Annotated in this window: 25 protein-coding genes; 18 read left to right on the forward strand and 7 right to left on the reverse strand. The window is 66.7% G+C overall.

The window, feature by feature from the left end:
• Positions 1–34: 34 nt before the first annotated feature.
• Both ACPPVT_RS00070 and ACPPVT_RS00075 read right to left on the reverse strand, forming a co-directional pair.
• Complete coding sequence (locus ACPPVT_RS00070; protein WP_426564267.1) at positions 35–1,957, reverse strand: amylo-alpha-1,6-glucosidase; 1,923 nt, start codon at positions 1,955–1,957, stop codon at positions 35–37.
• Positions 1,954–4,617 carry an MGH1-like glycoside hydrolase domain-containing protein gene (locus tag ACPPVT_RS00075; RefSeq protein WP_426564269.1) on the reverse strand — a complete coding sequence of 888 codons (2,664 nt, stop codon included), beginning with the start codon at positions 4,615–4,617 and terminating at the stop codon, positions 1,954–1,956. The genes ACPPVT_RS00070 and ACPPVT_RS00075 overlap by 4 nt, the downstream gene beginning before the upstream one ends.
• A 661-nt stretch (positions 4,618–5,278) precedes the next feature.
• Here ACPPVT_RS00075 and ACPPVT_RS00080 point away from each other — a divergent pair.
• The 5 genes from ACPPVT_RS00080 to ACPPVT_RS00100 all read left to right on the forward strand — a co-directional run bounded on the left by ACPPVT_RS00080 (position 5,279) and on the right by ACPPVT_RS00100 (position 12,369).
• Entirely contained in the window at positions 5,279–7,879 is a 2,601-nt protein-coding gene (locus ACPPVT_RS00080; RefSeq protein ID WP_426564271.1) for a Z1 domain-containing protein, read from the forward strand.
• A complete protein-coding gene (locus ACPPVT_RS00085; RefSeq protein WP_426564273.1) occupies positions 7,876–8,853 on the forward strand; it encodes a PD-(D/E)XK motif protein in 978 nt (325 codons plus the stop codon). Before ACPPVT_RS00080 ends, ACPPVT_RS00085 begins: the two co-directional genes overlap by 4 nt.
• Positions 8,850–10,766, forward strand: a complete 1,917-nt coding sequence (locus ACPPVT_RS00090; RefSeq protein WP_426564275.1) for a hypothetical protein — start codon at positions 8,850–8,852, stop codon at positions 10,764–10,766. The genes ACPPVT_RS00085 and ACPPVT_RS00090 overlap by 4 nt, the downstream gene beginning before the upstream one ends.
• Positions 10,763–11,641 carry a hypothetical protein gene (locus ACPPVT_RS00095; protein ID WP_426564277.1) on the forward strand — a complete coding sequence of 293 codons (879 nt, stop codon included), beginning with the start codon at positions 10,763–10,765 and terminating at the stop codon, positions 11,639–11,641. Before ACPPVT_RS00090 ends, ACPPVT_RS00095 begins: the two co-directional genes overlap by 4 nt.
• A gap of 215 nt (positions 11,642–11,856) precedes the next feature.
• Positions 11,857–12,369, forward strand: a complete 513-nt coding sequence (locus ACPPVT_RS00100; protein WP_426564279.1) for a hypothetical protein — start codon at positions 11,857–11,859, stop codon at positions 12,367–12,369.
• Between the two features lie 9 nt (positions 12,370–12,378).
• On the opposite strand, the gene ACPPVT_RS00105 is transcribed toward ACPPVT_RS00100, so the two are convergent.
• Positions 12,379–13,515 carry a DNA cytosine methyltransferase gene (locus ACPPVT_RS00105; RefSeq protein WP_426564281.1) on the reverse strand — a complete coding sequence of 379 codons (1,137 nt, stop codon included), beginning with the start codon at positions 13,513–13,515 and terminating at the stop codon, positions 12,379–12,381.
• 153 nt (positions 13,516–13,668) lie between these two features.
• Here ACPPVT_RS00105 and ACPPVT_RS00110 point away from each other — a divergent pair, with 153 nt between their 5' ends.
• Positions 13,669–14,052 carry a very short patch repair endonuclease gene (locus tag ACPPVT_RS00110; protein WP_426564283.1) on the forward strand — a complete coding sequence of 128 codons (384 nt, stop codon included), beginning with the start codon at positions 13,669–13,671 and terminating at the stop codon, positions 14,050–14,052.
• A gap of 61 nt (positions 14,053–14,113) precedes the next feature.
• Here ACPPVT_RS00110 and ACPPVT_RS00115 read toward each other — a convergent pair whose 3' ends face one another.
• Together ACPPVT_RS00115 and ACPPVT_RS00120 are read right to left on the reverse strand one after the other, a co-directional pair.
• The gene (locus ACPPVT_RS00115) at positions 14,114–15,025 is read right to left on the reverse strand and encodes an HNH endonuclease (protein WP_426564285.1); all 912 of its coding nucleotides are present in this window, start codon (positions 15,023–15,025) and stop codon (positions 14,114–14,116) included.
• Between the two features lie 184 nt (positions 15,026–15,209).
• The gene (locus ACPPVT_RS00120; RefSeq protein WP_426564287.1) at positions 15,210–15,689 is read right to left on the reverse strand and encodes a pyridoxamine 5'-phosphate oxidase family protein; all 480 of its coding nucleotides are present in this window, start codon (positions 15,687–15,689) and stop codon (positions 15,210–15,212) included.
• Positions 15,690–15,807: 118 nt separating this feature from the next.
• On the opposite strand from ACPPVT_RS00120, the gene ACPPVT_RS00125 reads away from it, so the two are divergent.
• The 8 genes from ACPPVT_RS00125 to ACPPVT_RS00160 all read left to right on the forward strand — a co-directional run bounded on the left by ACPPVT_RS00125 (position 15,808) and on the right by ACPPVT_RS00160 (position 21,126).
• Positions 15,808–16,263, forward strand: coding sequence for a peptidoglycan-binding domain-containing protein (locus ACPPVT_RS00125; RefSeq protein WP_426564289.1), 456 nt, complete (start codon positions 15,808–15,810; stop codon positions 16,261–16,263).
• Positions 16,264–16,358: 95 nt separating this feature from the next.
• On the forward strand, positions 16,359–16,727 hold the full coding sequence (locus ACPPVT_RS00130) for an STAS/SEC14 domain-containing protein (RefSeq protein ID WP_426564291.1): 369 nt from the start codon (positions 16,359–16,361) through the stop codon (positions 16,725–16,727).
• A 15-nt stretch (positions 16,728–16,742) separates the two neighbouring features.
• Positions 16,743–17,669: a hypothetical protein gene (locus ACPPVT_RS00135; protein ID WP_426564293.1), complete on the forward strand. Its 927-nt coding sequence runs from the start codon at positions 16,743–16,745 to the stop codon at positions 17,667–17,669.
• 62 nt (positions 17,670–17,731) lie between these two features.
• Positions 17,732–18,001: a hypothetical protein gene (locus ACPPVT_RS00140; protein WP_426564295.1), complete on the forward strand. Its 270-nt coding sequence runs from the start codon at positions 17,732–17,734 to the stop codon at positions 17,999–18,001.
• A complete protein-coding gene (locus ACPPVT_RS00145; RefSeq protein ID WP_426564297.1) occupies positions 17,998–18,381 on the forward strand; it encodes a type II toxin-antitoxin system VapC family toxin in 384 nt (127 codons plus the stop codon). The genes ACPPVT_RS00140 and ACPPVT_RS00145 overlap by 4 nt, the downstream gene beginning before the upstream one ends.
• 243 nt (positions 18,382–18,624) lie before the next feature.
• Positions 18,625–19,230: a DUF6318 family protein gene (locus ACPPVT_RS00150; protein WP_426564299.1), complete on the forward strand. Its 606-nt coding sequence runs from the start codon at positions 18,625–18,627 to the stop codon at positions 19,228–19,230.
• 137 nt (positions 19,231–19,367) lie between these two features.
• Positions 19,368–20,174 carry a hypothetical protein gene (locus tag ACPPVT_RS00155; RefSeq protein WP_426564301.1) on the forward strand — a complete coding sequence of 269 codons (807 nt, stop codon included), beginning with the start codon at positions 19,368–19,370 and terminating at the stop codon, positions 20,172–20,174.
• A 19-nt stretch (positions 20,175–20,193) separates the two neighbouring features.
• Positions 20,194–21,126 (forward strand): hypothetical protein, encoded by a 933-nt coding sequence (locus ACPPVT_RS00160; RefSeq protein WP_426564303.1) that lies wholly within the window; start codon positions 20,194–20,196, stop codon positions 21,124–21,126.
• A gap of 103 nt (positions 21,127–21,229) precedes the next feature.
• Here ACPPVT_RS00160 and ACPPVT_RS00165 read toward each other — a convergent pair whose 3' ends face one another.
• The gene (locus tag ACPPVT_RS00165; RefSeq protein ID WP_426564305.1) at positions 21,230–22,105 is read right to left on the reverse strand and encodes a hypothetical protein; all 876 of its coding nucleotides are present in this window, start codon (positions 22,103–22,105) and stop codon (positions 21,230–21,232) included.
• Between the two features lie 110 nt (positions 22,106–22,215).
• Here ACPPVT_RS00165 and ACPPVT_RS00170 point away from each other — a divergent pair, with 110 nt between their 5' ends.
• Together ACPPVT_RS00170 and ACPPVT_RS00175 are read left to right on the forward strand one after the other, a co-directional pair.
• On the forward strand, positions 22,216–22,740 hold the full coding sequence (locus ACPPVT_RS00170) for a peptidylprolyl isomerase (RefSeq protein ID WP_426564307.1): 525 nt from the start codon (positions 22,216–22,218) through the stop codon (positions 22,738–22,740).
• Between the two features lie 43 nt (positions 22,741–22,783).
• A complete protein-coding gene (locus tag ACPPVT_RS00175; RefSeq protein WP_426564309.1) occupies positions 22,784–23,686 on the forward strand; it encodes a rhomboid family intramembrane serine protease in 903 nt (300 codons plus the stop codon).
• 60 nt (positions 23,687–23,746) lie between these two features.
• Here the strand turns inward: ACPPVT_RS00175 and crgA are convergent, their stop codons facing one another.
• The gene (gene crgA / locus ACPPVT_RS00180; RefSeq protein ID WP_426564311.1) at positions 23,747–23,995 is read right to left on the reverse strand and encodes a cell division protein CrgA; all 249 of its coding nucleotides are present in this window, start codon (positions 23,993–23,995) and stop codon (positions 23,747–23,749) included.
• 41 nt (positions 23,996–24,036) lie between these two features.
• Here crgA and ACPPVT_RS00185 point away from each other — a divergent pair, with 41 nt between their 5' ends.
• Complete coding sequence (locus tag ACPPVT_RS00185) at positions 24,037–24,780, forward strand: DUF881 domain-containing protein (RefSeq protein ID WP_426564313.1); 744 nt, start codon at positions 24,037–24,039, stop codon at positions 24,778–24,780.
• On the forward strand, positions 24,777–25,484 hold the full coding sequence (locus ACPPVT_RS00190; protein WP_426564315.1) for a class E sortase: 708 nt from the start codon (positions 24,777–24,779) through the stop codon (positions 25,482–25,484). The genes ACPPVT_RS00185 and ACPPVT_RS00190 overlap by 4 nt, the downstream gene beginning before the upstream one ends.

A 25,484-nucleotide genomic window follows, 5' to 3' on the forward strand; every position in this document is an offset into this window, starting at 1 on the left:
TCAGGTCCCTCCCGGCAGGCACCTGCGGTGAACTCTACGCTCGCTCGGCCTGCACCCACCTCGCGCGGATCAGCTCAGCGACCGACCACGCCTGGAACGGACAGCCCGTCGCGCCGTGCGGCGCGTCACCGTCGGCGGTCTCCGAGACAGACCCGAGGCCGAACTCGCTGAGGTGCAACTCCAGGCCGTCGAGCATCGTTGACGTGTCCCGGCCGGCTCGGCGGGCGGCGTCGACGTACGGGCCGATCAGCCACGGCCACACCGTGCCTTGGTGGTAGGCGGCGTCGCGTTCGGCCGGGCCGCCGCGGTGCTGTCCCCGGAAGCCGGGGTCGGACGGCGCGAGTGAACGCAGCCCGACCGAGGTCACCAGGTCGTCGCAGGCCGCGACGATCGCCGCGGCGTCGCGCGGCTGCTGCACTGGGCCATGGGGCAGGGATGCGGCGAGCAGCTGGTTGGGGCGTCGACGCGGGTCGGGTGTACCGGCCGGGTCGAGGACGTCGACGAGTCCTCCGTCGGGGGTGGGGGACAGCCGCCCGAACGACGTGAGGGCCTGTTTGCGCAGCGTCGTCCAGTCGTGGCTATCCCGGCCCGCTCTGCCGAGCAGGTCGGCGGCGGCTCCCAGGCCGTTGATCCACAGCGCCTCGACCTCGACCGGGAAGCCGGCTCGAGGGGTGATCGGGACGCCGTCGACCCTGGCGTCCATCCAGGTGAGCGCCCAACCTTGCGCGCCACCATGCAGCAGGCCGGTGGCGGCGTCCACTCCGATGCCGAACCGGGTGCCGTCGCGATGCGCGGTCAGGATCGCGACGACCGTGTCGGCGAGCTGGGCGGCGAGGTCCGTGTCGCCGGTGTGCTCGACATGCCGGCCGAGGGCGTGCAGGAACCACAAGGTGGCGTCGATCGTGTTGTACTCCAGCGTCCCGACGTCCGCGGTGTTGGCGAGCATGCCCTGCGAGACGGTGCCGGCTGCCCGCTCGAGCACGGCCCGTCCCTCGTCCGCCCGCCCGGTGGCCAGGAAGAGACCTTCGTACGAGGTGAACAGGTCGCGTGACCACTCGCCGAACCAGGGGTAGCCGGCAACCGCGGTCGGGCCGTTCGGTGTTTGGACGACGAACCGGTCGGCCGCCACGGCGAGGATCCGGTCCACCTCGGTGTCGGCGCCGGCACGCGCTGCGAGCTCGCCGGCCCGAGCGCGGGCTGCAGTGACGATGGCCTCGGCGGCCGGCGCCGGTGCGCCGAGCTCGACCGTGGCTGTCACCGCCAGCGTCTGGTTCGCGGTGAGGTCGGCCGCGAAAGTGCCTGCGGCCCAGAGGTCTTCGGAGGCGCCGAGCCCTCGCGCAACCTCCTCGCGGTGGTACTCGCCGCGGTACCACTCACCGCCGCCGACGAAACCCGGCCCGTGCACCCGGTAGGCGGACTCGAACACGAAGCCCGTGCCCGTGCTCTCGACCTGCGGGTCACCGGCCGCGAACCGGTCGCCGTGCTGGTCGCGCCAGGTGCAGAGCGGGGTGACCTCAAGCCGAGCCCTGCCGGCGAGGAGGCGGTGCACGACGGCGACCGTGGAGCTGCCTTGCGCCATGGCGACCTCGACCTCGAGCTGGACGGGGCCGAGGTCGTAGCGCCAGCGGGGCACACCGTCGTCCAGGTCGAAGCTCGCGAGGTGCTGGTAGCCGGCCGGGTCGACCACGCCACTGCCCCACTCGTGGGTGGCGAGCCGGATGCGCTGGTCGCCGAGGACCACGACGACGTCCAGGGCGGCGAGGCCGAGCATCCGCGAGGCACCGGCTGGCGCGGTCGGCGCGACGAGCAGCCCGTGGTAGCGGCGGGTGCGCAGTCCGGCGATCGTGCCATTGGCGTAGCCGCCGAGGCCGTCCGTGACGATCCATTCCCGCGAGGCGGCCTCGGCGAGGTTGCCGCAGACGCCGCGGCCGAACGCGATCCGCGAGCCGGCTGTCACCAGCCCAGGCCCGTCGTCCCGGTGGTGAACGGGTCCGGACGGCAGATCAGGTCCGCGACCAGGCCGGTCCAGCCGGTCTGGTGCGTGGCGCCGAGACCGGCCCCGTTGTCGCCGTGGAAGTACTCATTGAAGGTGATGTTGTCCCGCCACCGCGGGTCGTTCTGCAGCTTGTCGACCGCGCCGTAGCAGGGACGACGTCCGTCCGGTCCGCGCAGGAACAGCGAGATCAGCCGGTGGCGGAGGTCCTCCGCGCACACGTCCAGGCCGACCTGCGTCCCACTGCCGGTCGGGTACTCGATCAGCTGGGCGTCACCGAGGTTGCGAGCGTTGCGCTGCAACGCTCGCAGCACCAGGTAGTTGACCGGCATCCAGACCGGCCCGCGCCAGTTCGAGTTGCCGCCGAACATGCCGGTGCTGGACTCGGCCGGCTCGTAGTCCACCGAGGCGGTCGTCCCGCCGAGGTCCACGGACACCGGGTGGTCTCGGTGGTATTGCGACAACGCGCGGAGTCCGTGCGGGGACAGGAACTCGCTCTCGTCGAACACTCGGCTCAGGACCCGGCGGGAGTCGCCGGGCGCCACCACCCCGAGGACGAGCACCTCGCCGTCATCGCGGGCGAAGAGCTGACCTCGGCCCTTGGCGAGCGTCTCTGGGTCGAACCGGTCGACGAACCGCTGGAAGTGTTTGTTCAACGTTCCCAACGGTCCTAGCACCTCTGGTCCAAGCACGACTGTCGCCAGCAGCGGCAGGACTCCGACGATCGACCTGACCTTGATCGGGACGGTGGTGCCGTCGGGCTGGTGGAAGACGTCGTAGTAGAAGCCGTCCTCGTCGTCCCAGAGTCCGTTGTCGCGCATGGCATCCGCGATCAGCGCGAAGTGCTCGATGAACTTGACCTCGATGTCGGTCCACGCGTCGTCCTCGGCGGCCAGCACGTTGGCGATCTGCAGCATCGTGAGGCAGTAGAACGCCATCCACGCTGTGCCGTCGGCCTGCTCGAGCCGACCGCCGGCGGGGAGGTTGGACCGGTCGACGGCACTGATGTTGTCCAGGCCGAGGAAACCACCGGCGAAGACGTTGTCTCCCTCGGGGTCGATTCGGTTGACCCACCAGGTGAAGTTGATCAGCAGCTTCGGCAGCAGCCGGGCGAGGAAGGCGCGGTCGCGCCGGCCGTCGATCTCCCAGACGTGCAGTGCGGCCCAGGCGTGCACTGGTGGGTTGACGTCGCTGAACGCCCACTCGTACGCCGGCAGCGCGCCGTTCGGGTGCTGGAACCACTCGCGGCACAACGCGAGCAGCTGGTACTTCGCGAAGGCCGGGTCGAGGTGGGCGAGCGCGACGGTGTGGAAGGCCAGGTCCCAGGCGGCGAACCAGGGGTACTCCCAGGGGTCGGGCATCGACATGATGTCGCGGGCGTCGAGGTGGGTCCACGCGGCGTCCCGGCCGTAACGTCGGTTGGGGGGCGGGGCTGGCTGGGTCGGGTCGCCGTCCAGCCAGCGTTGGACGTTGAAGTTGTAGAACTGCTTGCCCCAGATCATGCCTGCGAACGCCTGCCGGGCCACCAAGCGCTCGTCGTCGCTGACGTCGTCCGGGATCAGCTCGCCGTAGAACTCGTCGGCCTCGGCTCGTCGCGCCGCGAGCACCTCGTCGAACGCCCGGCCGAAGGCTGGAGTCGTGGACGGCGGGCGCAGCCGCACGCGGACGACCTTGGTCTGCCCGGGCTCCACGTCGAGCTGGTACCAGGCGGCGCTCTTGGTGCCGGCGCCGACTGGGTTGACGGTGGGCTGGCCGGAGACGACGTGGTCGTTGATGCCGTCCTTCGGGTAGTCGGGTGAGCGGTCGGAGCCGAAGAGGCGTTGGTTGTTGGTGTCGTTGTCGCAGAACAGAAGTTGGGGTGGCTGGCCGTCTGCCGCGTCGACCTCCCAGACCAGCTCGCCGTAGATCGGGTGGTCGACGGCGACCTGCTCGGCGCCGAGGCTGCGCAGCCCCGGGCGGGGCGCGTCGACGTCCCAGGACCAGGTGTTGCGGAACCACAGGTGCGGCAGGACGTGCAGGGACGCGGCGTCCGGGCCGGCGTTGGTGACGGTGATCTGCATGAGCAGGTCGTGCGGGTCGGCCTTGGCGTGCGTCACGTCCACGACCCAGTACCGGTCGTCGTCGAACACTCCGGTGTCGAGCAGCTCGTACTCCGGTTGGCTCTGGTCGCGACGGCCGTTCTCCGCCACCAGGTCGCCGTAGGGGAACTCGGCCTGCGGGTAGTGGTAGCGCCAGGTGAGCCAGCAGTGGCTGGGGGTGGCGTCCAGGAACCACCAGTAGTCCTTGACGTCCTCGCCGTGGTTGCCCTGCGGGCCAGTGAGTCCGAACATGCGCTCCTTGAGGATCGGGTCGCGGCCGTTCCAGAGGGCGAGGGCCATGCAGAGGTGCTGACCGACGTCGCTGATGCCGGCCATCCCGTCCTCGCTCCAGCGGTAGGCGCGGGACCGGGCGTGGTCGTGCGGGAAGTAGTCCCAGGCGGTTCCGCCCGGGCTGTAGTCCTCGCGGACCGTTCCCCATGCTCGCTCGGAGAGGTAAGGACCCCAGTGGTACCAGGGCGTGGCCTCGGCCAGGCCGTCCTCGGGATGGCCGAACGAGTCGACCCTGCTGCGCTCCACGCCGGTCATGGGTGATCCTCTCAGCTGCCTGCTGTGAACGTAGCCGCCCTAGGTGAACGTTGGGCAGGTCCGTCTCAGTCGGTGTCGAGGAGGCGGTGCAAGAGCTTGTTGAGCTGGCGCTGTTCGGTTGGGGTGAGCGGGGCGAGCAGCTGTTGTTGGACGTCGTCGCGACTTTGTCGAGGCGGCGGAGCTGCTTCTTGCTGGGCGGGTGATGGCGACGATGTTGCGGCGCCGGTCGGCGGGATCGGTGTCGCGCTCGATGAGGTCTCGGGCTTCGAGGCCGTTGATCGCGGCGGTGACGTCGCTGCGGTTCGATGCCGGTGCTCCGGCCGAGGTACGCCTGGCTGGCCGGGCTGTGTTCGTCGAGGGCGGCGAGCAGTCGGTGGTGGTAGCCGCGCAGGCTCCGCCGTGTTTTCGAAGCGCTCGGTCATCGCCCAGGTAGGGGGCGCCCTCGCGCCTCAGCCTGGTGCCGAGGGCCCCAGCTCCCCGATGTTTCCTTCACCTGTCTGCCAGAGAGGATCGGGGTTCGAGCCCCCGCGAGTCTCCGCCCGCGTCGGACTTGGCCGGGTTGGCCAAACCGCAGCTGCAGGTGTCGCTTCGTGACACGACATTTCAGAATCAGCCCGGTGAACCGGGCTCCTTCAGCCCACGTCACTCATAGACTCGCAGCGTGACAGATAGCGACGACTTGGCCGTTTCGTCCCACCCTCTGTACGTCGTGTTCGCCGATTGGGCGAAGAAGCATGGCCTGGGCGCGGCGGTCGACAGATTCGGGACCTCGATTCCAGTGGTCGACCGGTTCGCGGCCCAATGGCAGAGTGACCTCAAGAAGGTTGAACAGGGTGGGCCGCCGGTCATCACGGCCGGCAACAACGAGTGGTACTCAGGACCAACCGAAGCAAGTAGGTTCTGGACGCCATTGCGAGCCCACTTCGAAACAGAAGGTTGGCCCGACGAACGAGTCAACGGGGTCGATCGAGCTTCGACGGTAGTCGTCGCCCACACGCCGATGCCCTCGCGGCCAAGGTACAGCGGCAAGGGGCTGGTCGTCGGATATGTGCAGAGTGGAAAGACGACCAACTTCACCTCGGTGATCGCGAAGATGGCGGACGAGGACTACGACATGGTCGTCGTCCTTTCGGGCATCCACAACGGTCTGCGCAAGCAGACGCAGGAACGCCTAGATGAGCAACTCAGAGATCTCAACAAGGATCACTGGTTGCCGGTGACAGACCAGCATCAGGACTTCCACATCCCGACCGTCCTGCCGTCGGCCTACTTGACCACCGAGGGCAAGGTCGTTCTCGCGGTAGTGAAGAAGAATCCGGTCGTGCTTCGCCGACTGATCAGATGGCTGGAGAGCGACAATGCAGAACGCGCCCTGCAGTCCGCGCGGGTCCTTGTCATCGACGACGAAGCGGACCAGGCGTCGGTCGCGACGGCCAGGATCAACCCGCTCATCCGCAAACTGCTGGACCTGATGCCACGCTCCGTCTACATCGGATATACGGCCACCCCGTTCGCGAACGTGTTCATCGACCCGACCGCGGGGGATCTGTATCCCAAGGACTTCATCTTGAACCTGCCCCGACCCGAGGGCTACTTCGGGCCGGAAACCCTGTTCGGTCGCGACGATGCAGAGGGCGTCGATGTTGACGGCCTAGACATGGTGCGGAGAATTCCCGATGAGGACATCGGCAAGCTCCGCCCCTTGAAGCAGGCGGAGGTCGAGGCGTTCGTTCCCACCTTGACGCCGGAAATGACCGACGCGATCAATTGGTTCTGGCTGGCGACTGCGGCACGACGAGCTCGCGGCGTGGGCGGACATTCGACGATGCTCATCCACACCTCAGTGAAAACCCAGGTGCACCAAGCGTTTCTGGACCCGCTCGAACAGGCCCGAGATGACACTCTGCGGCTGCTGCGGGCCGGCGACAAAGACCTGCTGGAACGGCTCAGGAGCCAGTGGGAATTCGAGACTCGCCGCGTGTCTGCGGAACAATGGGGTCGAGCGTCTGAGCCCTTCGAAGACGTAGTCGGCCACATGGAGGACATCGTCGCGGCGACCGAAGTACTGATGGACAACTTCCGCAGTGAGAAGCGCCTGGATTACACCGGCGACCCGGTGGTCGCCATTGCTGTAGGCGGTAACACGTTGTCTCGCGGCCTCACGCTCGAGGGCCTCGTGGTGAGTCTCTTCGTGCGTGGGGCGACGGCCTACGACACGCTTCTGCAGATGGGGCGCTGGTTCGGATACCGAACGGGATACGAAGACCTGCCGCGCATCTGGACAACCCAAGAGCTCGAGTTGGGATTCCGTCACCTGGCGCAGGTGGAGCACGAGATGCGGAATGACATCGATCTGTATCAGTTGCAGAACGCCACGCCGGCAGAGGTGGCAGTACGCATCCGCACCCATCCGTCTCTCCGGATCACGGCGAAGATGGGGGCGGCGGAACCAGCCGAGGTCTCATATGCGGGCCGACGTGTTCAGACTAGGTACTTCGCCCAGCGAGACCGCGACTGGTTGGGCGACAACCATGATGCTGCAGCGCGTCTCTTGGCAACGGCCAATCGTTCTGCGAAACAGCAGCCAGGGGACGGTGATCTCCTGTTTCGCGACGTTCCTGTCTCGGCAGTCCTCGCGTTCCTGAACGAATACCACGTTCACGAGGACTCCCCGGACATGGACCCAGCGATGATGCGCAAGTACATCGACCAGCAACTCAAGGTGGACCCGCCACGACTGACCGAATGGAATGTTGCAGTGGTCGAAGGAACGGGCTCGCCAATCCAGGTGGGACCGATTGAAGTCAAAGGGTCCACACGATCTAAACTCCAGGGCGGCAAGGCGGAACGCGCGGACATCAAGACTCTTATGAGCAAGCCTGACATCGTTCTCGACGTGGACATCTCGTCGACAGATGCGAGGAAGCTCAGTGAGCAGAGACTGAAGCAACTTCGTGTCGACGATGCGCACGTTGCTGGCAAAGGCCTCCTTGTTCTGTACGCGATCGATCAAGTGAGTCGGCCAGAGACAGAGCGAGCGCTTAAGTCTCGCGAAGACTTGAATGCGGTAGCACCCGTTATCGGCCTCGGGATCATGTTCCCTGGCACTCCCGATGGCGCATCGAAGATCAAAGCCTCACACGTCTCCGTTCCCCCTTCCAAGCTGGGTGAGGTCGAGGTCGAGGACCTCGAGGACGCTCTGGAGACGGATCACGAGGACGATCCGGAGACCACTCACGGGGATGAAGGCCAGAAGTCGTGAACGATGTCCGGTCGCAATTGAACGCAGCTTGGGCTGTCCTCACTCGTCCTGACGGCCCGCGCTTCAACGCCTTTCCGCTGGCATTGGCCGCCGGGGTGGACATCCGTGCCGCGATCGACGCGACCGGCCTGAGGCATCTGCTCATCGCAGGAGATGACTCGGCGAGGCTGGAGTCGAGCACAGGGGTGTTGTCCGTGGAATTCGGACCGCTCGTGTTCGGTGGGGTCAAGCGCCAGTACCTCAACATCTGGTGTTCCGAACCAACTCTGAACGTTGAGTTTCACGAGGTCGCGGTCGACATCGTCGATGCGGTGGCCACTGATCCCGAGCCCGTGGGCGCAGCTGTGGCTGCTATCGATCGCTGGCGCAGGCTCTTTCGGACTGGCGTGCTCAGTAGCATGCGAGAGAGCGAACGTATCGGCCTGTTCGCGGAGTTGAGCATCCTCATCGCTCTCAACGGACATGGAAGTGCCGTGCCGGCCGCGGCATGGACCGGTCCGCTGCGCCAACCACATGATTTCGAGCTGGACGATCGGTGTCTGGAGGTCAAGGGCATCGGCCATGGCTCGACGACGATCCGAGTCCACGGCTTCGACCAACTGGACATACACGATGCGAAGCCTCTGCATCTTGCACTTGCCGTGGTGGAGTCTGACCCGGCGGGCGAGTCCATTGCCGACCTCGTCACTCGGCTCCATGGGTTGCTTGCCGGGGATGGTGACCTGGCGGACCGGCTCAACCTCGCCCGGATCAACCTCGTCGACCCCATCTTGCGTTCCAGTCTCTACACGACTACTTCGCTCTTCCTGGTCGATGTCGGCGAACGTGTCCCGCGGATTGTGGAGTCCTCCTTCGTCGGCCAGGAGGTGCCAGCCGGAGTCGATCGAGTGAGCTACGAGGTCGAAATCGCGGAGCTGCTTACTCGCGCCCGGACAGTGTCCATGACGGATCCCAAGTCGTGGTGGTCAGCATGAACCCGCCGCAGTGGTGGTCCCAGCGTTTCGCAGCCGAGGGCGGCGCGGCGGCGGAGGGCATCTCAAAGCAGCTCGGCAGGCCACCGCTCGACCTGCTCACCATCTTGGTTCGCGAGTCGGCACAGAATAGTTGGGATGCCCGGCTGCCAGATGGAGTCGTTGACTTCAGCATTCGGATCCACACTCTCGGTGACGACGCTCAGATATGGCGACGCACGCTATTGCCCGGGCCCAAGGGACAGCGAGATACCGGCCTAGAAGAGGCACTGGTGCCGGGGCGTCATCTCCTGATCGTCAGTGACCGCGGAACCCGGGGACTTGGGGGACCCCTTAGGGCCGATGAGAAGGCGGCCGAGGGCGTTGTCCCGAACTTCGTGCAATTCCTTCGAAACGTGGGCGAGCCTAGCGATCAAGAGTACGGGGGCGGCACTTATGGGTTCGGCAAGGGAATCCTCTACATGGTCTCCAGCGCACACGCGATCTTGGTCGACACCAAGTGCCAGGACGGCGCGGCCCACGAGCGGCGGCTGATGGGCGCTTCGCTGGCGCACAGCTTCTACGAAGGTGACGTCCGCTACACAGGCAGACACTGGTGGGGCGACTGCAGTGACGATGTCCCGGACCCGGTCACCGGTGAGCAGGCGGCGGGCATTTCCAACCTGTTGGGCTTACCGGGCTTTGGCACCGGTGAAACCGGGTCGGACATCGTAATTCTCGGTGCGGATCTGGGTTCCGAGTCGGGCGAGGACGGAGAGGAGTCACCACGGACACCAGTGGGGGCTGGCGAGTTCCTCGCGTCCTCGATCCTGTGGCACTTGTGGCCCAAGGCTGGCTCGCCGACGCGGAGGGCGGGCATGCGCTTCAGAGTCACCGTCGAGGGACAAGACGTCCCGATGCCGGCACCGTCGTCGATTCCGCAACTGCAGGGCTTCGTCAAGGCATTGGACCAGGTCCGTCAGGGCGACTCCACACGCTACGAACGTTCCGTCGCGCCGCTCCATGGCGGCGACATCAATATTCAGGCCTGCCCTGCCGATCCGATGCGTGGGCGGGATGCCAGTCGAATCGTTGGCTCAGCATCCTCAATCTCGGCGCCATATCGACATATCGCGCGGATGCGGACGGCGGAGCTCGTCGTCGACTACCTCGAAGGGCACGAACACCCAGACCCCTTACTCGGTTACGTCGGTGTATTCGTTGGCTCACGTGACGCCGATCCGGACTTCGCGGCGAGCGAGCCACCGACACACGACGACTGGGTGGAGCGCGGCCTTACTGGCCGCGCGCGTGGGGTAGTTCGTGGAAGCAAGCAGTTCATCAGGAACGCAATCGCTGCCCAACTTCCGCAGCCGACGGGGGCCGGCAGTCAGCTCGCCGGCCTGGGAAGGTTCGCGTCACAACTCGCGGGTCTCGCCTCGGTTTCCGGCCTTGGGGTCGGCGGGGTTGGACGAATCGATGGCTCAGTCGCAATGAGTACCCACGACACTGACGCAGCCGCGGCAGGGACGGGATTGGAAGGCACCGCGCCAGGGGGAGCGAGTGACGCCGCTGGGACAGCACCGAAGCGACGTCGGGCAGAGCGGCCTTCGATCATTCATGGACCCGTCGTGGAGCTCCATGGGGGTGAACCCATGGTCGTGGCACACATCAAACTCCCAGCTGCTTCGACGCCGCGGAGACTTAGCCTCACCCCACATGTGGTGCTCGAAGGCGGGGGCAGAGAGTCAGAGCCACCAGCTGGACTCGGCGCACCCGATGTCGTGGGTTGGTGGCCGCTCAACGGATCCGCGTGGCTCGCCAACGGTCCAAACGTAACCGTGGCGCCGGCCGCAACCGCTGACGTACTGGGTGTTGCGGTTCGGTACACGGCTGACGTCACGATCAGGTTCGAGCTCGATTCGGAGGATCTGTGAGGCGAGAGGCCAAGCCGTACATCGTGCCGGATGTTAGCTCAGTCAGGCTCCATCCATGGGAGCGGTATGAGGGGGACCAGTGGGTAGATCTCGGAAGCGAGGTCGAAGGATGGGACCCCGACACCGACATTCTGCTGCGGCGCACGGTTGAGGCGGATTGGAACGCGATCAGGGGACAGGCCGGACTCCCGCTGGACTTCCCATTGGTGCTGACCGCAGGCTGGTCGGCTTCAACATCGCAGATGCGGGCCGCCATAGCCAGGGTGAAGGTGCCGGCTGGGGGAATCGTCGCCATCGAAGGTGTGATCCGCGGGACAAAGGCGAGTGGCGTGCTCGAACTCATCACCACGCTGGCCACGGCCGTCGATTGGCCGGCTGCACCGATCGGCGTGGCCAGGCGGGCGGGGTCGACGTTTCTTGTGGAGAACAATCGCGTGACCTTGGAAGGCTCGGGCAGCCTATTCCCCGTGGCAATCCTGGACTTCGCCCACTCTAGGCTCCACCCTGAGGCGAGCTGGCACCTCAGTGCACCTCAGGATCTCAACGCCCCGTTCATGGGCACCTTCTTGCTATCGATCAACCAACGCGACACCGAACTCGTCGAGGCGATTACGGCCGCGAAACCGCTTCCTGCCCAAAGGCTTCTAGTCCAAGAGGTTCATCACCAGGTCGCAATGATGATGCTCGAACTGTCCATCGAGGCCGAGCAGAACGACGACCTACTGAACACGGATTGGCCAGCCGAGTCGGCTGGGGAAGTCCTCAAGTTCGTTCGCCTTCGTGTCAGCGGCATGCCACCCAGTGACTCCGCTGAACGGCGTACCTGGCTCGCGGGAAGTTCAAGACGGGGAGCGAACGGCAGGGCGTTTCGATGACCGTGCTTTGGCCCCGCCTCCCTTTGCAGGAGGCCCGCAAGCTGTTTGACCTCATGGAGGCGGGCAACTCGCCGGTGGCGATGCCACGCCACCCTCAACAGACGTATGCACAAGTCGGAGGCCGTGTTCCCGACGCTACCGTGCAGAATCTGCGCGGCCGAGTGGCCGAGATAGCGGTGCGCCATGGATATCCAGCTACGTCACCGTCGGATGGAGTGGCATTCGACCGAACTGTCACGCCCGTGCTCCGCGAAACGATCGACGTGTCATGGGCTGAGGCAGCCAGCCGCGAGGTGTGGCACTTTGTTGCGCTCGTAGCCCTCGGTGACCTGACGGAGTGGCGCTGGAGCGACCAGCGGACCCGAAACGTGGAGCGCTGGATCGCGAGCGACATGACGCGTCACACCTGGGGTCGACTGTGGTGGCGCGCGGCAGCGTTCGAGCAGTCCCCGGGGCTGCTGAACCAACTGTCAGAAAGCGATCTCAACCAACTGCTTGAGCGACGAATCATTGGAAGCAACCCCTTGCTGCTCGTCGCCGTGGCGCGGTCCGTGCTCGAGGCCCCTGATCGGGGGGTTCCCCACCGCGAGGTGATCCGCGATAGCACCAAGCGGCTACGTCGGTTCCTGGCCTTTCTTGACGATCTTGCCCTTGGCCCCGATCAGCTCAGAGGTCTTACCGATCGTCTGGTTTCGGAGGCAGTCGAGAGCCTGTCGGCCAAACCATGACGTGGAGACTCAGGCTCCGATGCGTTTGCCAACGTTCGCGGGCTCCGGACGCAGGATGGACATGATGTGGTTTCCCACGGCGGCGCCGAGGGCGATCGGAACAGCGTTTCCGATCTGTCGGGCGATCGCGACCTTGGACCCGACCCACAGGTAATCGTCAGGGAAGCCCTGGATCAGCGCGGCCTCATAGTGCGTTATGGCCCGGTGTTCGGTCGGGTGCAGGTAGCGACCCTTTTCGGGCTTGAAGAACTCGGTTCTGATGGTCACGGAGGGCTTGTCCCACGAGAGTCGACCCATGACGTCACCGGATCCGGAGTGATGCCGTCGCCAGCATGGAGCTTTGAGATGCTCTGGCAGGTCGAACCGGTTGCCGCCGGCGGGGATACTTCTAAAGCGCTTGAGCGAGAGGTCCGTGTAGTTCCGACCGATGTGTAGCTCATCCGAACGGAACGCGCCGGGCATGTCCCTCCCGTGAAACGCAACGGCCCTCTCAGGAAGATCTACGGACGTCACGGAACGCCTAACACGTGTGAGCGCATTCCCCACCGTCGACCAGCGCTCCTGTGCAGCCGTCGGTTCCGGCCATCCGGGAAACGGGAGATCTCGGTGGTGACCTAGCACGATGCATCTGCGACGGGCCTGCGCCGCGCCATAGTCTGCGGCATTCAAGATCGAGGAGTGAAAGTCGTACTCCCTCAGGATTCCGTCGGTCTGGGTTGCTTCTCTGAAGTGTTGGTACTGTGGCGATCGCTCGAAAGGCCCCACGTTCTCCAGCACAAAGTACGACGGCCTGGAACGTCGAACGGTCTCTGCGTACTCGTGCCACAGAGTATTGCGATCATCCTCAACGTCTTGGCGGCCCAGGGCGCTGAAGCCCTGGCACGGCGGCCCGCCGATAACGAGATCGACATCGGGAACGTCCTCATCACGTAGCCACTCGTGGATGCCACCGGCGTAGACGACGTCTCCGTGGTTCGCGGTGTACGTGGCCGCCGCGGGGACATCGAACTCGACAGCACGACTCGTGATGTATCGATCGGAGGCCTGTCTGAAGCCAAGACTCAGGCCGCCGGCTCCCGCGAACAAGTCCAACACCTTGACCGGGGAAGAGCATGTCGAAGGATCCATTCGCCGCTCTGTTCCCATGAGCCACACTGTAGACGGCGGATCAGACAATTCCGCGGAGCTTGCGGACCGTGCTGGTGTGGTGGATGAGTAGTCGTTCGGAGTCGGGAGGAAGAGCACACAGTGGCTCGAAACCTTCCGTCCTGGGCATCCTCGCCGGGGGTGAGGCGCAGTATGCAGGCCAACCGCGGACGCGACACCGGCCCTGAAATGGCTCTGCGGCGGGCGGTCCACGCCCTCGGTCTTCGCTATCGCGTGGACTACCCGCCTCTTGCTCAATTCAGACGACGCCGCGCCGATCTCGTCTTCACCCGTGCACGCCTGGCGGTGTTCGTCGACGGCTGCTTCTGGCATGGCTGCCCCGAACATCACAGCGTCGCGAAGGCCAACGCTGATTATTGGGCCAACAAGGTTGCGCAGAACCGCGCCCGGGACCTGGAGACAGACCAGCTACTCGCGAACGCTGGCTGGCGCACGATGCGCTTCTGGGAGCACCAGAACATGACTGAAGCGGCCGAAGACGTTGCGACCGCCGTCCGCGGCCCGTCAGCCAACTGAGGCGTCGAGCCGCGCGTCTCCGCGCTGGTATGCCTTCCAGCAGGAGAACGGATCCGGTCCTCTATGCCATCTCGCGCCAGCGTGCCTTTGCAGCGCGATGGTGTTGTCCGATGAGGTCGAGGCTTGGGCGGAGACTCGCTGGAACGGCGATCGGTTGCGAATGAATTGCTTGGAGTGGCTCATGGCGTTCGAGTAACGCCGGGGCAACGCACGAGCGCCACGTGACGGGGTCGAACGTAAGCAGGAGCCTGTCGAACAAACGGTGCACATCGGCACGGAGGAGCAGGCCCCCGTCCTCCTCGTGAACGTGCCGTTCGGCGTACGCATCGAGGTGGGCGGCGTCGAGTATTGACTCCGGCTGCTTGCCTGTGACCGCACACGTTGATCCGAACCGCTCCAGCATTCGCTCCCGGAAGCGCTGCTGCCCCACCCGCTGCCTCGTAAGAGCTTCGACCTGTCCGGTGGCGATTTGGCCCTGGTGGATCAGGAGTTGCAGGTACACGTTTCCCTCGACTCCGGCGTGGAACCGAAGCATGCCAATCGCGCCATTGAGGCTCAGTTGCCGGATAGCGTTTTGTCGATCGCGTCCCGCGTAGACGAAATCCAGGACCCTCACCGGTGCAGGTGACTGAAACGGTAGCCACCACGCCTCGTACGACGCGGAAAACTCGGTGACGTTCATGGGATCCAAGACGGGGTCGTCGAACTCGAGGTGACAGTCGCTGCAGCGGAATCGTGGCAGTTGCCTTTTCCGCATCTTGATATCTGCTGAGTTGCAGTTCGCGTTTCGGCATCTCTGCATGACCTTGATGCCAGGTTTGGTGGTTATCGTCTGGACCGCGCCGAAGCCGTAAACGAGGTGACGGTCGCGGATCACCAGAAGGTCTCCAGTGGCGACCTTACGGTGATTAATGACGTTTGAGTCGTACTCATAGCGGTGCCCCAATGCATCGTCGTAGACGCGATGCTCCACGTCTGACACCCGCGAGTAGCAACTCCAAACGGCCAATGTCATAAGAACCTTGTCTCGCGTTCGCTACCGTGCGCACGGCCACTCCTCCGCGACCTCCGCAATCACAAAGCAAGCTCAACAGAGTGCTGAGCCGATGGCAAGGAGTCCGTCTGTCAACGGCAGCTCGAATCGCGCGAGCAGCGAGCTAGAGACTGACCTCGACCCGGCGGTCGATGCCGTTGCCGTGGTCAGGATCGCTGCCTCGCACGTGCACCTCGTGGCGAGTGACCTTCAGCCGGTACAACCGCAGCTCGGCATCACCGGACAACTCAGCCGGCGCGAAGGGCTTGGCCGCCCCACTCATCTTCGCGAAGGCCAGCGAGCACGCAGCCTCGAGCTCGTCGTCCAGCACCTGCTCCGCCGTCCCCGTCAGGTACACAGCAGACCCCTGACCGACCTCCGCAGTGCTGTCGAAGATGACCACCGAGACGTCCGGGCGAGCTGCGATGTTGTGCGAGTGCGCCGAGTCGGGCGACGAGACCCAGTAGACCTCCCGGTACTCGGAGTGCGTGAAGTACACTGGCGAGACCCGCGGCCGGCCGTCGTCCTCCGACGTCCCCAGCGTCAGGTACTGGTTGCTGTCCATCACCAACCGCGCCCGCTGGGCGAGGTCCATCGTCGCCATCGCGCCCTCCTTCCGATCCACAGCATTGCCGTACTGGTTGACCGCCACTACCCACCGGAGGATGGTGAACGAGGGGGTCGATCGCTAGACCCGAACTCGCAGGGGTGGGGAGACAGTCATGTCAGGTTCATTGAGCCCGTATCCGCTGGTCAAGCAAGGCGACAACGGGCATCCGGTCAAGACGCTGCAGGATCTGCTGAACGAACACGGTCAGACGCTGGTCGTCGATGGCCTCTTCGGCCCGCTGACCGACGCAGGCGTCCGCGCGTTCCAGCAGGCCAGCAGTTTGGTGGTCGACGGCATCGCCGGCCCGATCACGTTCGGCGCGCTAATCGTCACGGTGCAGAACGGCAGTACCGGCGACGCCGTGAAGGGTGTCCAGGAGGAGTTCGAGTTCCGGAACCTCTCCGGCAACCCCGGCCTGGCCATCGACGGCATCTTCGGCCCCAAGACCGAAGAGGCTGTGCGCGGCTTCCAGGCCGCCCTGCACGCGGACATCCCGTCCGTGGTGGTCGACGGCATCGTCGGCCCGGTCACCTGGCAGGGGCTGATCAGCGGGATGCTCTCGGGCTGAGCCGCCCGATCGAGGACCGCTTCACCCGTCCTGGGTGAAGCGGTCCGCGTTCCCCAGACCCCAAGATCACAGCAGGTCACGGGTCTGGAGACGTCATGATCAAGGTCATCGACCGCATGCCGGTCGGCACGATCGGTCTCGAGGCGACCGGCAAGGTCACCGAGCAGGACTACCGCGACGTCCTCGTCCCGACCCTGGCCCGGGCTCAGGGGCAGGGCAAGGTCCGCCTGCTCTACGTGCTCGGCGACGACTTCGAGTCGTACTCCGCCGGGGCCGTCTGGGCGGACGCGAAGGTCTGGGCGAAGAACCTCGACGGCTGGGAACGGATCGCCATCGTGGCCGACGCCGACTGGCTGGAGCACGCCGTCAAGGCCGTGAACTGGATGGTGTCCGGCGAGATCAAGATGTTCGAACCCGACGACCTGCGCGACGCCAAGATCTGGCTCGTCGGCATCGACGACTGAGGGGATGCCGACGCCATGGCCAACCACGTGCTCCGCATCCGACTGAGCCGACCCGCGCTCGCCATGACCGCTGTCACCGCGGTGGCCGGCGTCGCCCTACTGGCATCCTGCAGCGGAGGGGACGGCGAGCGGCCGGCCATCACGCCGTCCCGCTCGGTGACGGCCAGCGTCACCGCCACCGTGCCGACCGTGACGGCCACGGTGCCGTCGCGCACGACGACGACCGAGCCGTCGAGCTCGACGACGTCCACAACGGAGCCCACCAGCGAGACCACCACGACGACTTCGGAACCCGACACCCCGTCGTCCACGACGACCAGCACGACGACGACCACGACGACCACGACCACCACCACGACCACCACCACGACGACGGAACCGGCGACGCCCAGCGAGACCACGACCGAGACGCCGACCGAGACCGCCACCCCGAGCCCGACGACAACGGAGCCGGCGGCTGCACCGGTGTCGGACGAGGGCGTGCCGTCCTGGCTCTGGTGGTTGATCGCGGCTCTGGTCATCGGGGCGCTCGCGATCGGCATCCCGCTGCTCCTGCGCAGCCGCCGGCGCGCCGCCTGGCAGGCGCAGCTCACGGCAGCCGAGACGGAGGTCGCTTGGTTCGCTCGCGAGCTGATCCCCGAGCTCAAGGACGCCGGCACCCGGGAGCGCGCCGCCGGGGTGTGGAGCGTCTCCTCCGCCCGGGTCGTGGCTGCCGAGGACCAGCTGACAAGCCTCGGAACCGCCGCACCGGACGAGACCGCAACTCAGCGGGCCGCGACCCTGCGGGACGCGACCCGCACCGGACGTGAGCAGGCCGAGGAGCTGCTCCGGGCAGGCTCGGACCTCACCTACGCGGCCGGCCTGGACGACGTCGCAGTCCAGCTCGAGCAGGTCCTGCCGCCCGTGCCACCACCCCCTCCGCCGAGCCAGCCCGCGCCCTGACGGGCCTACCTGGGCTTGGCCGCTAGGTGTTACACCGACTCTTCTAGTGCTACACTTTTGGGATGCCGACCACCCGTCCACGCCACATCATCACCGAGACCGACGAGGTTGCTCGGGCGTTGGCCGCTGCGGCTCGACGCTGGCCGCAGGACAGCGGCAGCCGGGGCAAGCTGCTCGTCCACCTGGTCGAGGAGGGCTTCCACGCCCTCGAGGAGCGGGATGCCGGACGTCGTCGCGCGCACGCGCAGGCGATTCGAGGCACCAGTGGGACGGCCACCGGCTTGTACGGGCCGGACTACCTGCAGGAGCTGCGTGAGGACTGGCCCGAGTGATCGTGCTCGATGCTTGCGTGCTGATCGCGCACCTGGACGCCTCGGACGTGCACCACTCGCGAGCAACGGGACTTCTGCTCGATGCAGCGGATGAGCCGTTCGCAGCCAGTGCCATCACGCTCGCCGAGGTCCTGGTCGGACCCGCCCGCAGCGGCAAGCTCGACGCCGTCCAAGCCGCCCTTCGCACGCTCGACGTCCAGGTTCTTCCGCTTGGCACGGACTCACCCGCCAGGCTCGCCGTCATCCGCGCCACCACGCGGCTTCGGATGCCCGACTGCTGCGTGGTGCTGGCCGTGCAGGACGCGGAGGCTTCGCTGGCCACCTTCGACAACCGCCTGGGGGACGCTGCCGCTCACCTGGGCATCGACGTCCGGCATTGAGCCGAGCCGCGACCCTTACTCAGCTCAACCCGCTGCCGGAGGCCAGAACGGCGGGTTGAACTGAGCAAAGCGGGTTGAACTGAGCAAGCGGCCGCAGGACTCGTCGATGGGGTCGGTGAGCGGGTCCTTCTTCTGGACGACTTGCCACCGCCCCCATCGGCGGCGTCGGTCGCGCCGGGGTTGTCCACAGGGCCGCGGGCGTCTCATGCGAGGTTTGCCCCGGATTGGGTAGGGTCTCGTCGCATGATCATCAGGGGGTGGGCGGCCGCTGCGGCCGTGGTTCTGGGGGTGACGCTGCTGGCTGGTTGCAGCGATGACGATCCGCAAGGGGGCGCCAGTCAGCTGCATACGCCGACGACCGGGCCGAGTACCTCGCCGGCGTCGACGGCGTCGCCTACCACAACAACTTCGGTTGAGGCCGCCTACGCGCGCGTGCCCACCGCGGCACGCGCTCACACCTACGCGGGCGCCCAGGCCTTCGCCGAGTTCTACGTCGCCCAGATCAATCGTGCGTGGACGACGCCCGATCCCGAGGCGCTTCGCTCGTACGGAACCTCGACCTGCCTCAGCTGCGACAACTACGTGCGCACGGCGGCCAGCATGAAGTCCGACGGCGAGCGCTACGACGGGGACGCCGTGAAGTTGACGGCAGCCGCTTGGCTCCCAGAATCGAGGCCGAACCTCGCGATCGTCAGTGTGCTCGCGACCGCGATTCCAGCACCTATCGTCAACAGCTTGGGATCGACGGTCGGTCACGGCGAGTCTGGTCCAAACGAGTCCGAGTTCCAGCTTGCTTGGTCGTCCGGCCGCTGGCACGTGACATCGATCAAGCTGGTCGTGGTCAAGTGAGCGCCAGGCTGCGTGCATCAGCACTTCTGGCCTTGATCTCGCTGTTGGTGGGATCGAACGTGTCCGCGACTGGGGTCGTCACGGGTGGCGGCCACTGTGGACTATGGCACTGCCAGGCGCAGGGCAACGGGCTCAGCGTGACTCAGCAAGAGATGAGCCACGCCAAGTTCTCGGCCCAGAAGGCGAGCGCCAAGAAGGCTGCCGCTGCGTACGTGGCCGCGTTGCGGCGTCCGACGTTTGAGTCCACAGTGTCGCCGGGGTGCCCCGGGAACGACCCGAACCGTGGCGTGGGCAGCTACGACATGGCCTGTGCGTACATGACGAACTACTGCCGCGCCCGCGGTCTCGGCGATGGCTGGCTGACCTGGATCTGGCGACGTCCAGTCAATACGGCCGGCCATTCGACGGTGCCTTGGCAACGGGCCGGGTTCAGCTGTCGGGTGCCCGCCGCGGTATTGGCCTCGGTGCGGCCGGGACTAACCCAGGACGTGCTTCGTCGAGCGTTCGCCCGGCTCGCCTTCGCCAAGCCCCAGGTGCACGTCCAGCCCGAAGGCAACATCACCCTCGTCAACCTGCCCACCTACTACGAGGTCCGCTGGCCAGCCGCTGGCTACCAACCGAACGAGGTCGCCACCCTCACCTTGCTCGGACGCACCGTGCAGATCCGCCCGGTCGCGGCGTCCTACACCTACACGTTCGGCGATGGCGCGAACTTGGGCCCCACGCCCAGCCCCGGCGGCACCTATCCGGGCGGCGACGTCCGGCACACCTACACCGAGCGAGGGCAGGCGCCCGTGCACGTTCGCGCGAGCTACACCGGCCAGTACCGGCTCGCTGGTGGTGCGTGGCAAGACATCGAGCTGACCGTCCCCGTCGGCGGGCCAGTCGTCGAAGTTCAGGTCAAGGAAGCCCACGCCGTCCTCATCGACGGCAACCACAGCTGAGCGTCCCCAGGCATACCTGGTGACGATCACTGCTGCTCCCGCGTCCGGCACCGTGCCGCCGACGCCTGACAAAACGACCGAGAGGTGCCTGACGATGCTTCGACCGACCCTGCAGGGTGTCGCGACGCTCACCGCTGCCGTGCTGGTGGCCATCACAACTGCCTGTGGCGCCGGCGGCTCGCCAGCGTCCACCAGCCCGGGCGCGGGCCAAACCGCAGCACTCAAGCAGGGCAGCAAAGTCCTTGCGGCACAGGTCATTCCGGTGGGTACGTGTGCGACGCTGCCGGAGTCGTCGCCGGCGAGTCGCGACGAGGACTTCGTCGTAGCCGACTGCGCCAAGCCGCACCTGCTGGAAGTGTTCGCGGCGCCGACCGTGCCGGACAGGTCGAACCTGACGACCAATCAAGGCCGGTGGGACGCCGCATCGCACGCCTGCCCGGACGTGAAGTCCTGGCTGGGCTACCGGGGCGCGGCACCGCTGCGACTGGAGTTGTGGGAACTGACTCCGACGAGCCAGCGGAAGGCAGCGTCGAAGGCAGCGAAGATCGCCTGCGCGGTATCCGCGTTCCAGGCACCGAGGGGCGGCCAGTCCCACCTGAGCGCCCTGCCGGCCGCCACGCTGAAGGGCGCCGTAATCGCAGAATCCGACGCGCTACCGCGATGGGGCGTGTGCGCGACGAAGACCAAACAGGGCGCCCTCAAGAACTTCGGCCGGTGCAAGCATGGGTCGTCCCAGTGGCTCGTGACCCGGCAGGTGCCCAAGTCGGGGACGTTTCCCGGTGAGGCTGCCTTGGAGAAGCGCATGAAGTCGACCTGCGCGAAGGCAAGCCACAAGTACGGCCGCGAGTTCGGCGACTGGGTTGGCTACCGGTCGACCACGAAGAGCTGGGCCGAGGACAGCGACATGATCGAGTGCCTCATGCCGTTGTCTGAACTCAGCATCGGTAGCTGAGTCCAGCGATGGCGTCGGCCGTTACTCTGCTCAGACCGCTCCCGGAGGTCCGGAGAGCGGTCTGAGTTGAGTAAAGCGGGTGGAGGGGAGCAAGCAGGAGGGGTTAGGACTCGTCGATGGGGTCGGTGAGCGGGTCCTTCTTCCTTGACGACGACTTGCCGCCGCTCTCATCCGCGGCCTCGGTCAGGGCATCGACGGCGGCTTCCGTGCCGGCTGACAGGTCGACGACCGTGTCGTCCGCCGCGTCCTTGGCGCTGTCAGCTGCGTCGCTCGCCGCGTCCTTGGCGCCGTCGGCCTTGTCGACCACCGCGTCCTTCAGGTCCGAGGCGGCACCGGTGACCTTGTCCTTGGCGTCTGCCGCCGCGGACTTCGCCTCCGACGCCCAGCTCGTCGCACCCGGGTAAGACCCCTCGGGCACGGCCCACGGGTCGTCCTGCGGACCGCGGTTCTTCATGACCGCTCGCGCCGCCGCCGCTCCGGCAGCGATCGCGGTGAAGAACAGGAACACCTTCTTCTTGCTGCGCTTCTTCTTCGCCACCTTGTCGCCCTTCGCGACGGCGACCGCGTCCGAGCCGCGCGACTTCGCGGTACCCGCGGCGTCCGACGCCTTCGCGGCACCGGCGGCACTGGCGGCGGTAGCCGCCAACGCGGCCGCGTTCACGGCCTCGACCAGGCGGGGCAGCAGGTCTTCCACGATCTTGTCGCGCGCAGCCTCGGCTGCCGGCGGCACCTTGTCCACGGCGGCCTCGACGTGCGGTGCCGCAGCCCCGACGGCCGCAGAGGCCTTCGGTGCCGCCCAGTCCCGCGCGTCCTTGGCCTTCGCCACGGCTGCCGGCGCCACCTTGTCGCGCAGCGTCACACCCGCCGCGACGGCAGCGTCCTGCACCTGAGCCTTGGCGTCCTTGGCCTTGATGGCCGCGGAGTCCTTCGCCGTGGTGGCCTGGTCCTTGGCCTTGTCGGTACGGGTCTTCGTGAACACGTGCCCTCCCAAGTGGATCGTCCGGCGATCCACCATCCTGCCCTGATCCGAGCCATCTCGCCTACCCAGGGGTAGGCAGCCGTTTCCGCCCTCGTGCGAGGATGTCCGCCATGGACGTCACGCTGCACACGAACAAGGGCGACATCAACATCACGCTCTTCCCCGACCAGGTGCCCGAGACCGTGCGCAACTTCGTCGGCCTCGCCGACGGCACCAAGGAGTGGAAGGACGCCCAGACGGGCGACACCAAGACCGAGCCGTTCTACGACGGTCTGACCTTCCACCGCATCATCCCCGGCTTCATGATCCAGGGCGGCTGCCCCCGCGGTGACGGTCGCGGCGGCCCCGGCTACACGTTCGACGACGAGATCAACCCGGACCTCGCGTTCGACAAGCCCTACCTGTTGGCCATGGCCAACGCGGGCAAGCAGGGTGGCCGCGGCACCAACGGCTCGCAGTTCTTCGTCACCGTCGAGGCGACCAGCTGGCTGAACGGCAAGCACACCATCTTCGGTGAGGTGGCCGACCAGTCCAGCCGGGACGTCGTGGACGCGATCGTCGCCGTGCCGACCGGCCCCGGCGACGCACCGCGCGACCCGGTGGTCATCGAGTCCGTCACCACGGCCGCGGCCTGACCCACCAGCCGGCTCGACAACTCGAGGACGCAGGGACCGACCGGTGAGCACCCCGGCACCTCCGCCGGCCGAACCGCCGGCCGAACCGCCGGCCGAACCGCCGGTCGGTCCTGCGACCGAGCCCGTCTGCCCTCGCCACCCGGACCGGGTGAGCTACGTCCGCTGCCAGCGCTGTGAGCGCCCGGTCTGCCCGGAGTGCCAGCGGCAGGCCTCGGTCGGCGTCCAGTGCGTCGACTGCGTACGCGAGCAGGCCCGCGGGATGCGCACGGTCCGCACCGCGTTCGGTGGCCAGCCCGGCACCGGCACCCCGGTCGTCACGATCGGCATCGTCATCGTCTGCGTCATCGTGTACGTGATCGAGCTGGTGCCCGGCACCGACATGATCCTGCGGTTCGGCTTCTCACCGACCGTCGCGGACACCCAGCCCTACCGGTTCCTGACCTCGGCGTTCCTGCACTCCATGTCGCCGGCGCACATCCTGTTCAACATGATCGTGCTGTGGCAGGTCGGCCCGTACCTGGAGGCGCAGTTCGGTCGGATCCGGTACGCCGCGCTCTACCTGATGTGCGCCATCGGCGGCTCGGTCGGCTACCTCGCGCTGGCCAACCCGGCCGACCCGCGCTCGTGGAGCTCGGTGGCCGTGGGTGCCTCGGGGGCGGTCTTCGGCCTGTTCGGCGCCCTGCTCGTCGTCCAGCGCCGGCTCGGCCAGAGCAGCCAGGGCGTTCTCATCTTCATCGGCATCAACGCCGTGCTCGGCTTCACCCTCGCGAACGTCGCCTGGCAGGCCCACCTCGGCGGGCTGCTCACCGGCGCCGCCATGGGGCTGGTGCTGGCCGCGCCGGTCAAACCGTCCCAGCGCCTCGTCGTGCAGGTCGTCGGTACCTGGGTCGTGCTCGGAGCCATGGTCGCGATCTCGTTGTGGAAGCTGTCCACAGCCCTCTACTGAGCGGACTGTCCACAGGGTTGTCCACAACCTGGGGACAGAATCACACGCGTGTAAGAACCCTCAGCGCCAGCGGGTCGCCATTACGAAGCCGACCATGATCACACCGAAGCCGACGATGACGTTCCACGGGCCGAGCGCCTCGATCGGGTACTTGCCCTGGGTGATGTAGAACACGACGATGTACGCCAGTCCGATGAGGAAGAGGGCGCACATCACCGGCGCGTACCACGAGGCGCTCTGCTTCGACGCGGACGACTTGGTGGTGGGCGGCGTGTAGGTGGCCTTCTTTCGGGCCCTGGATTCGGGCACGGCGACTCCTCAATTAGGTGTGGTCGTCTAGCGTAGTGCTCATGCCGCTGAGCTTTCGCCACCTTCGGCTGTCCCGATGGGGGATAGCTGCGCCGGTGGTGTTTGCCCTGGCCGGCCTGCTCGCGACCACGAGCGCGGCCACCGCCCGCGGCCGCGACCTGCGTTCCGAGGGGCGCACGGACACCGCCGACCTCGTCCGTGAGCAGGAGCACCGCGCCGAGGTGGAGGAGGCGGACGTCGCCCGGCTCCGCCAGCAGGTCGAGGATCTCGGCAGGCAGGGGGCCCCGGTCGGCTCGAAGCTCGCCGCACTCAACTCGGACGTCGTCCAGCTCGCCCAGGCCGCGGGCACCCAGCCGGTCGTCGGTCGCGGGCTGCGCGTGGAGCTGAACGACGCCCCGCACAGCGACGTCGTGCCCGACGGGTTCGAGCCGGACGACCTGGTCGTGCACCAGCAGGACGTCCAGGCCGTGGTGAACACGCTGTGGGCGTCCGGCGCCACCGCGATGATGCTGATGGACCAGCGGGTCATCTCCACCAGCGCCGTGCGCTGCGTCGGCAACGTGTTGATCCTGCAGGACCGCGTCTACTCCCCGCCGTACAAGATCACCGCGGTCGGCGACGTCGCGAAGATGGCCAAGGGCCTCGACGACTCCGACACGCTGGACATCTACCGCCAGTACGTGGACGCCGTCGGGCTGGGCTACAAGGTCGACCGCCTCGGTCTGACCAAGCTGCCCGGTTACGACGGATCGCTCCTCCTCGAGCACGCCAGCGCGATTCGGTGAACGCGCTGCGGGCCACCCTGCGGGGTTTCGGCGAGATCTGCATCACCGCAGGCCTGGTGCTGCTGCTGTTCGTGGTCTGGCAGCTGTGGTGGACCGACGTGACCGCCGCGCACGCCCAGTCCCAGCAGACCGAGCAGCTGCAGAAGGAGTGGGCGGACCTGCCACCCCACCCCTCGCCGTCCAGCACAGCCACCCCGACGAGCCCGGCCACCCCGACCAAGCTCAAGGAGATCCCCCTCGGTGACGCCTTCGCGCTGATCCGGGTCCCGCGCTTCGGTCATGGCTACGTGCGGCCGATCATCGAGGGCACCAGCCTCGACGTCCTGGACCGCGGCGTCGGCCACTACGCGGACTCCGCCAAGCCCGGCGCGGTCGGCAACTTCGCGGTCGCCGGCCACCGGGTCACCTACGCCAAACCGTTCAACCGGATCGACGAGCTCAAGGTCGGGGACCCGGTCGTCGTGGAGACCGCGGACACCTGGTACGTCTACCGGGTCGTCGGGCACGAGGTGGTCACCCCGGACCGGGTGGACGTCGTCGCGCCGGTCCCGGAGCACCCGGGCCAGAAGCCCACCGAGCGGATGATGACGATGACCGCCTGCCACCCCAAGTTCTCGGCCCGACAGCGGTACGTCGTGTTCAGCAAGCTCGAGCAGAAGATCGCCAAGTCCCCGGGCGTCGTCCCGGACGTGCTGAGGGGCTGA

Source organism: Angustibacter sp. McL0619 (assembly GCF_049994355.1).
Taxonomy (GTDB): domain Bacteria; phylum Actinomycetota; class Actinomycetes; order Actinomycetales; family Angustibacteraceae; genus Angustibacter.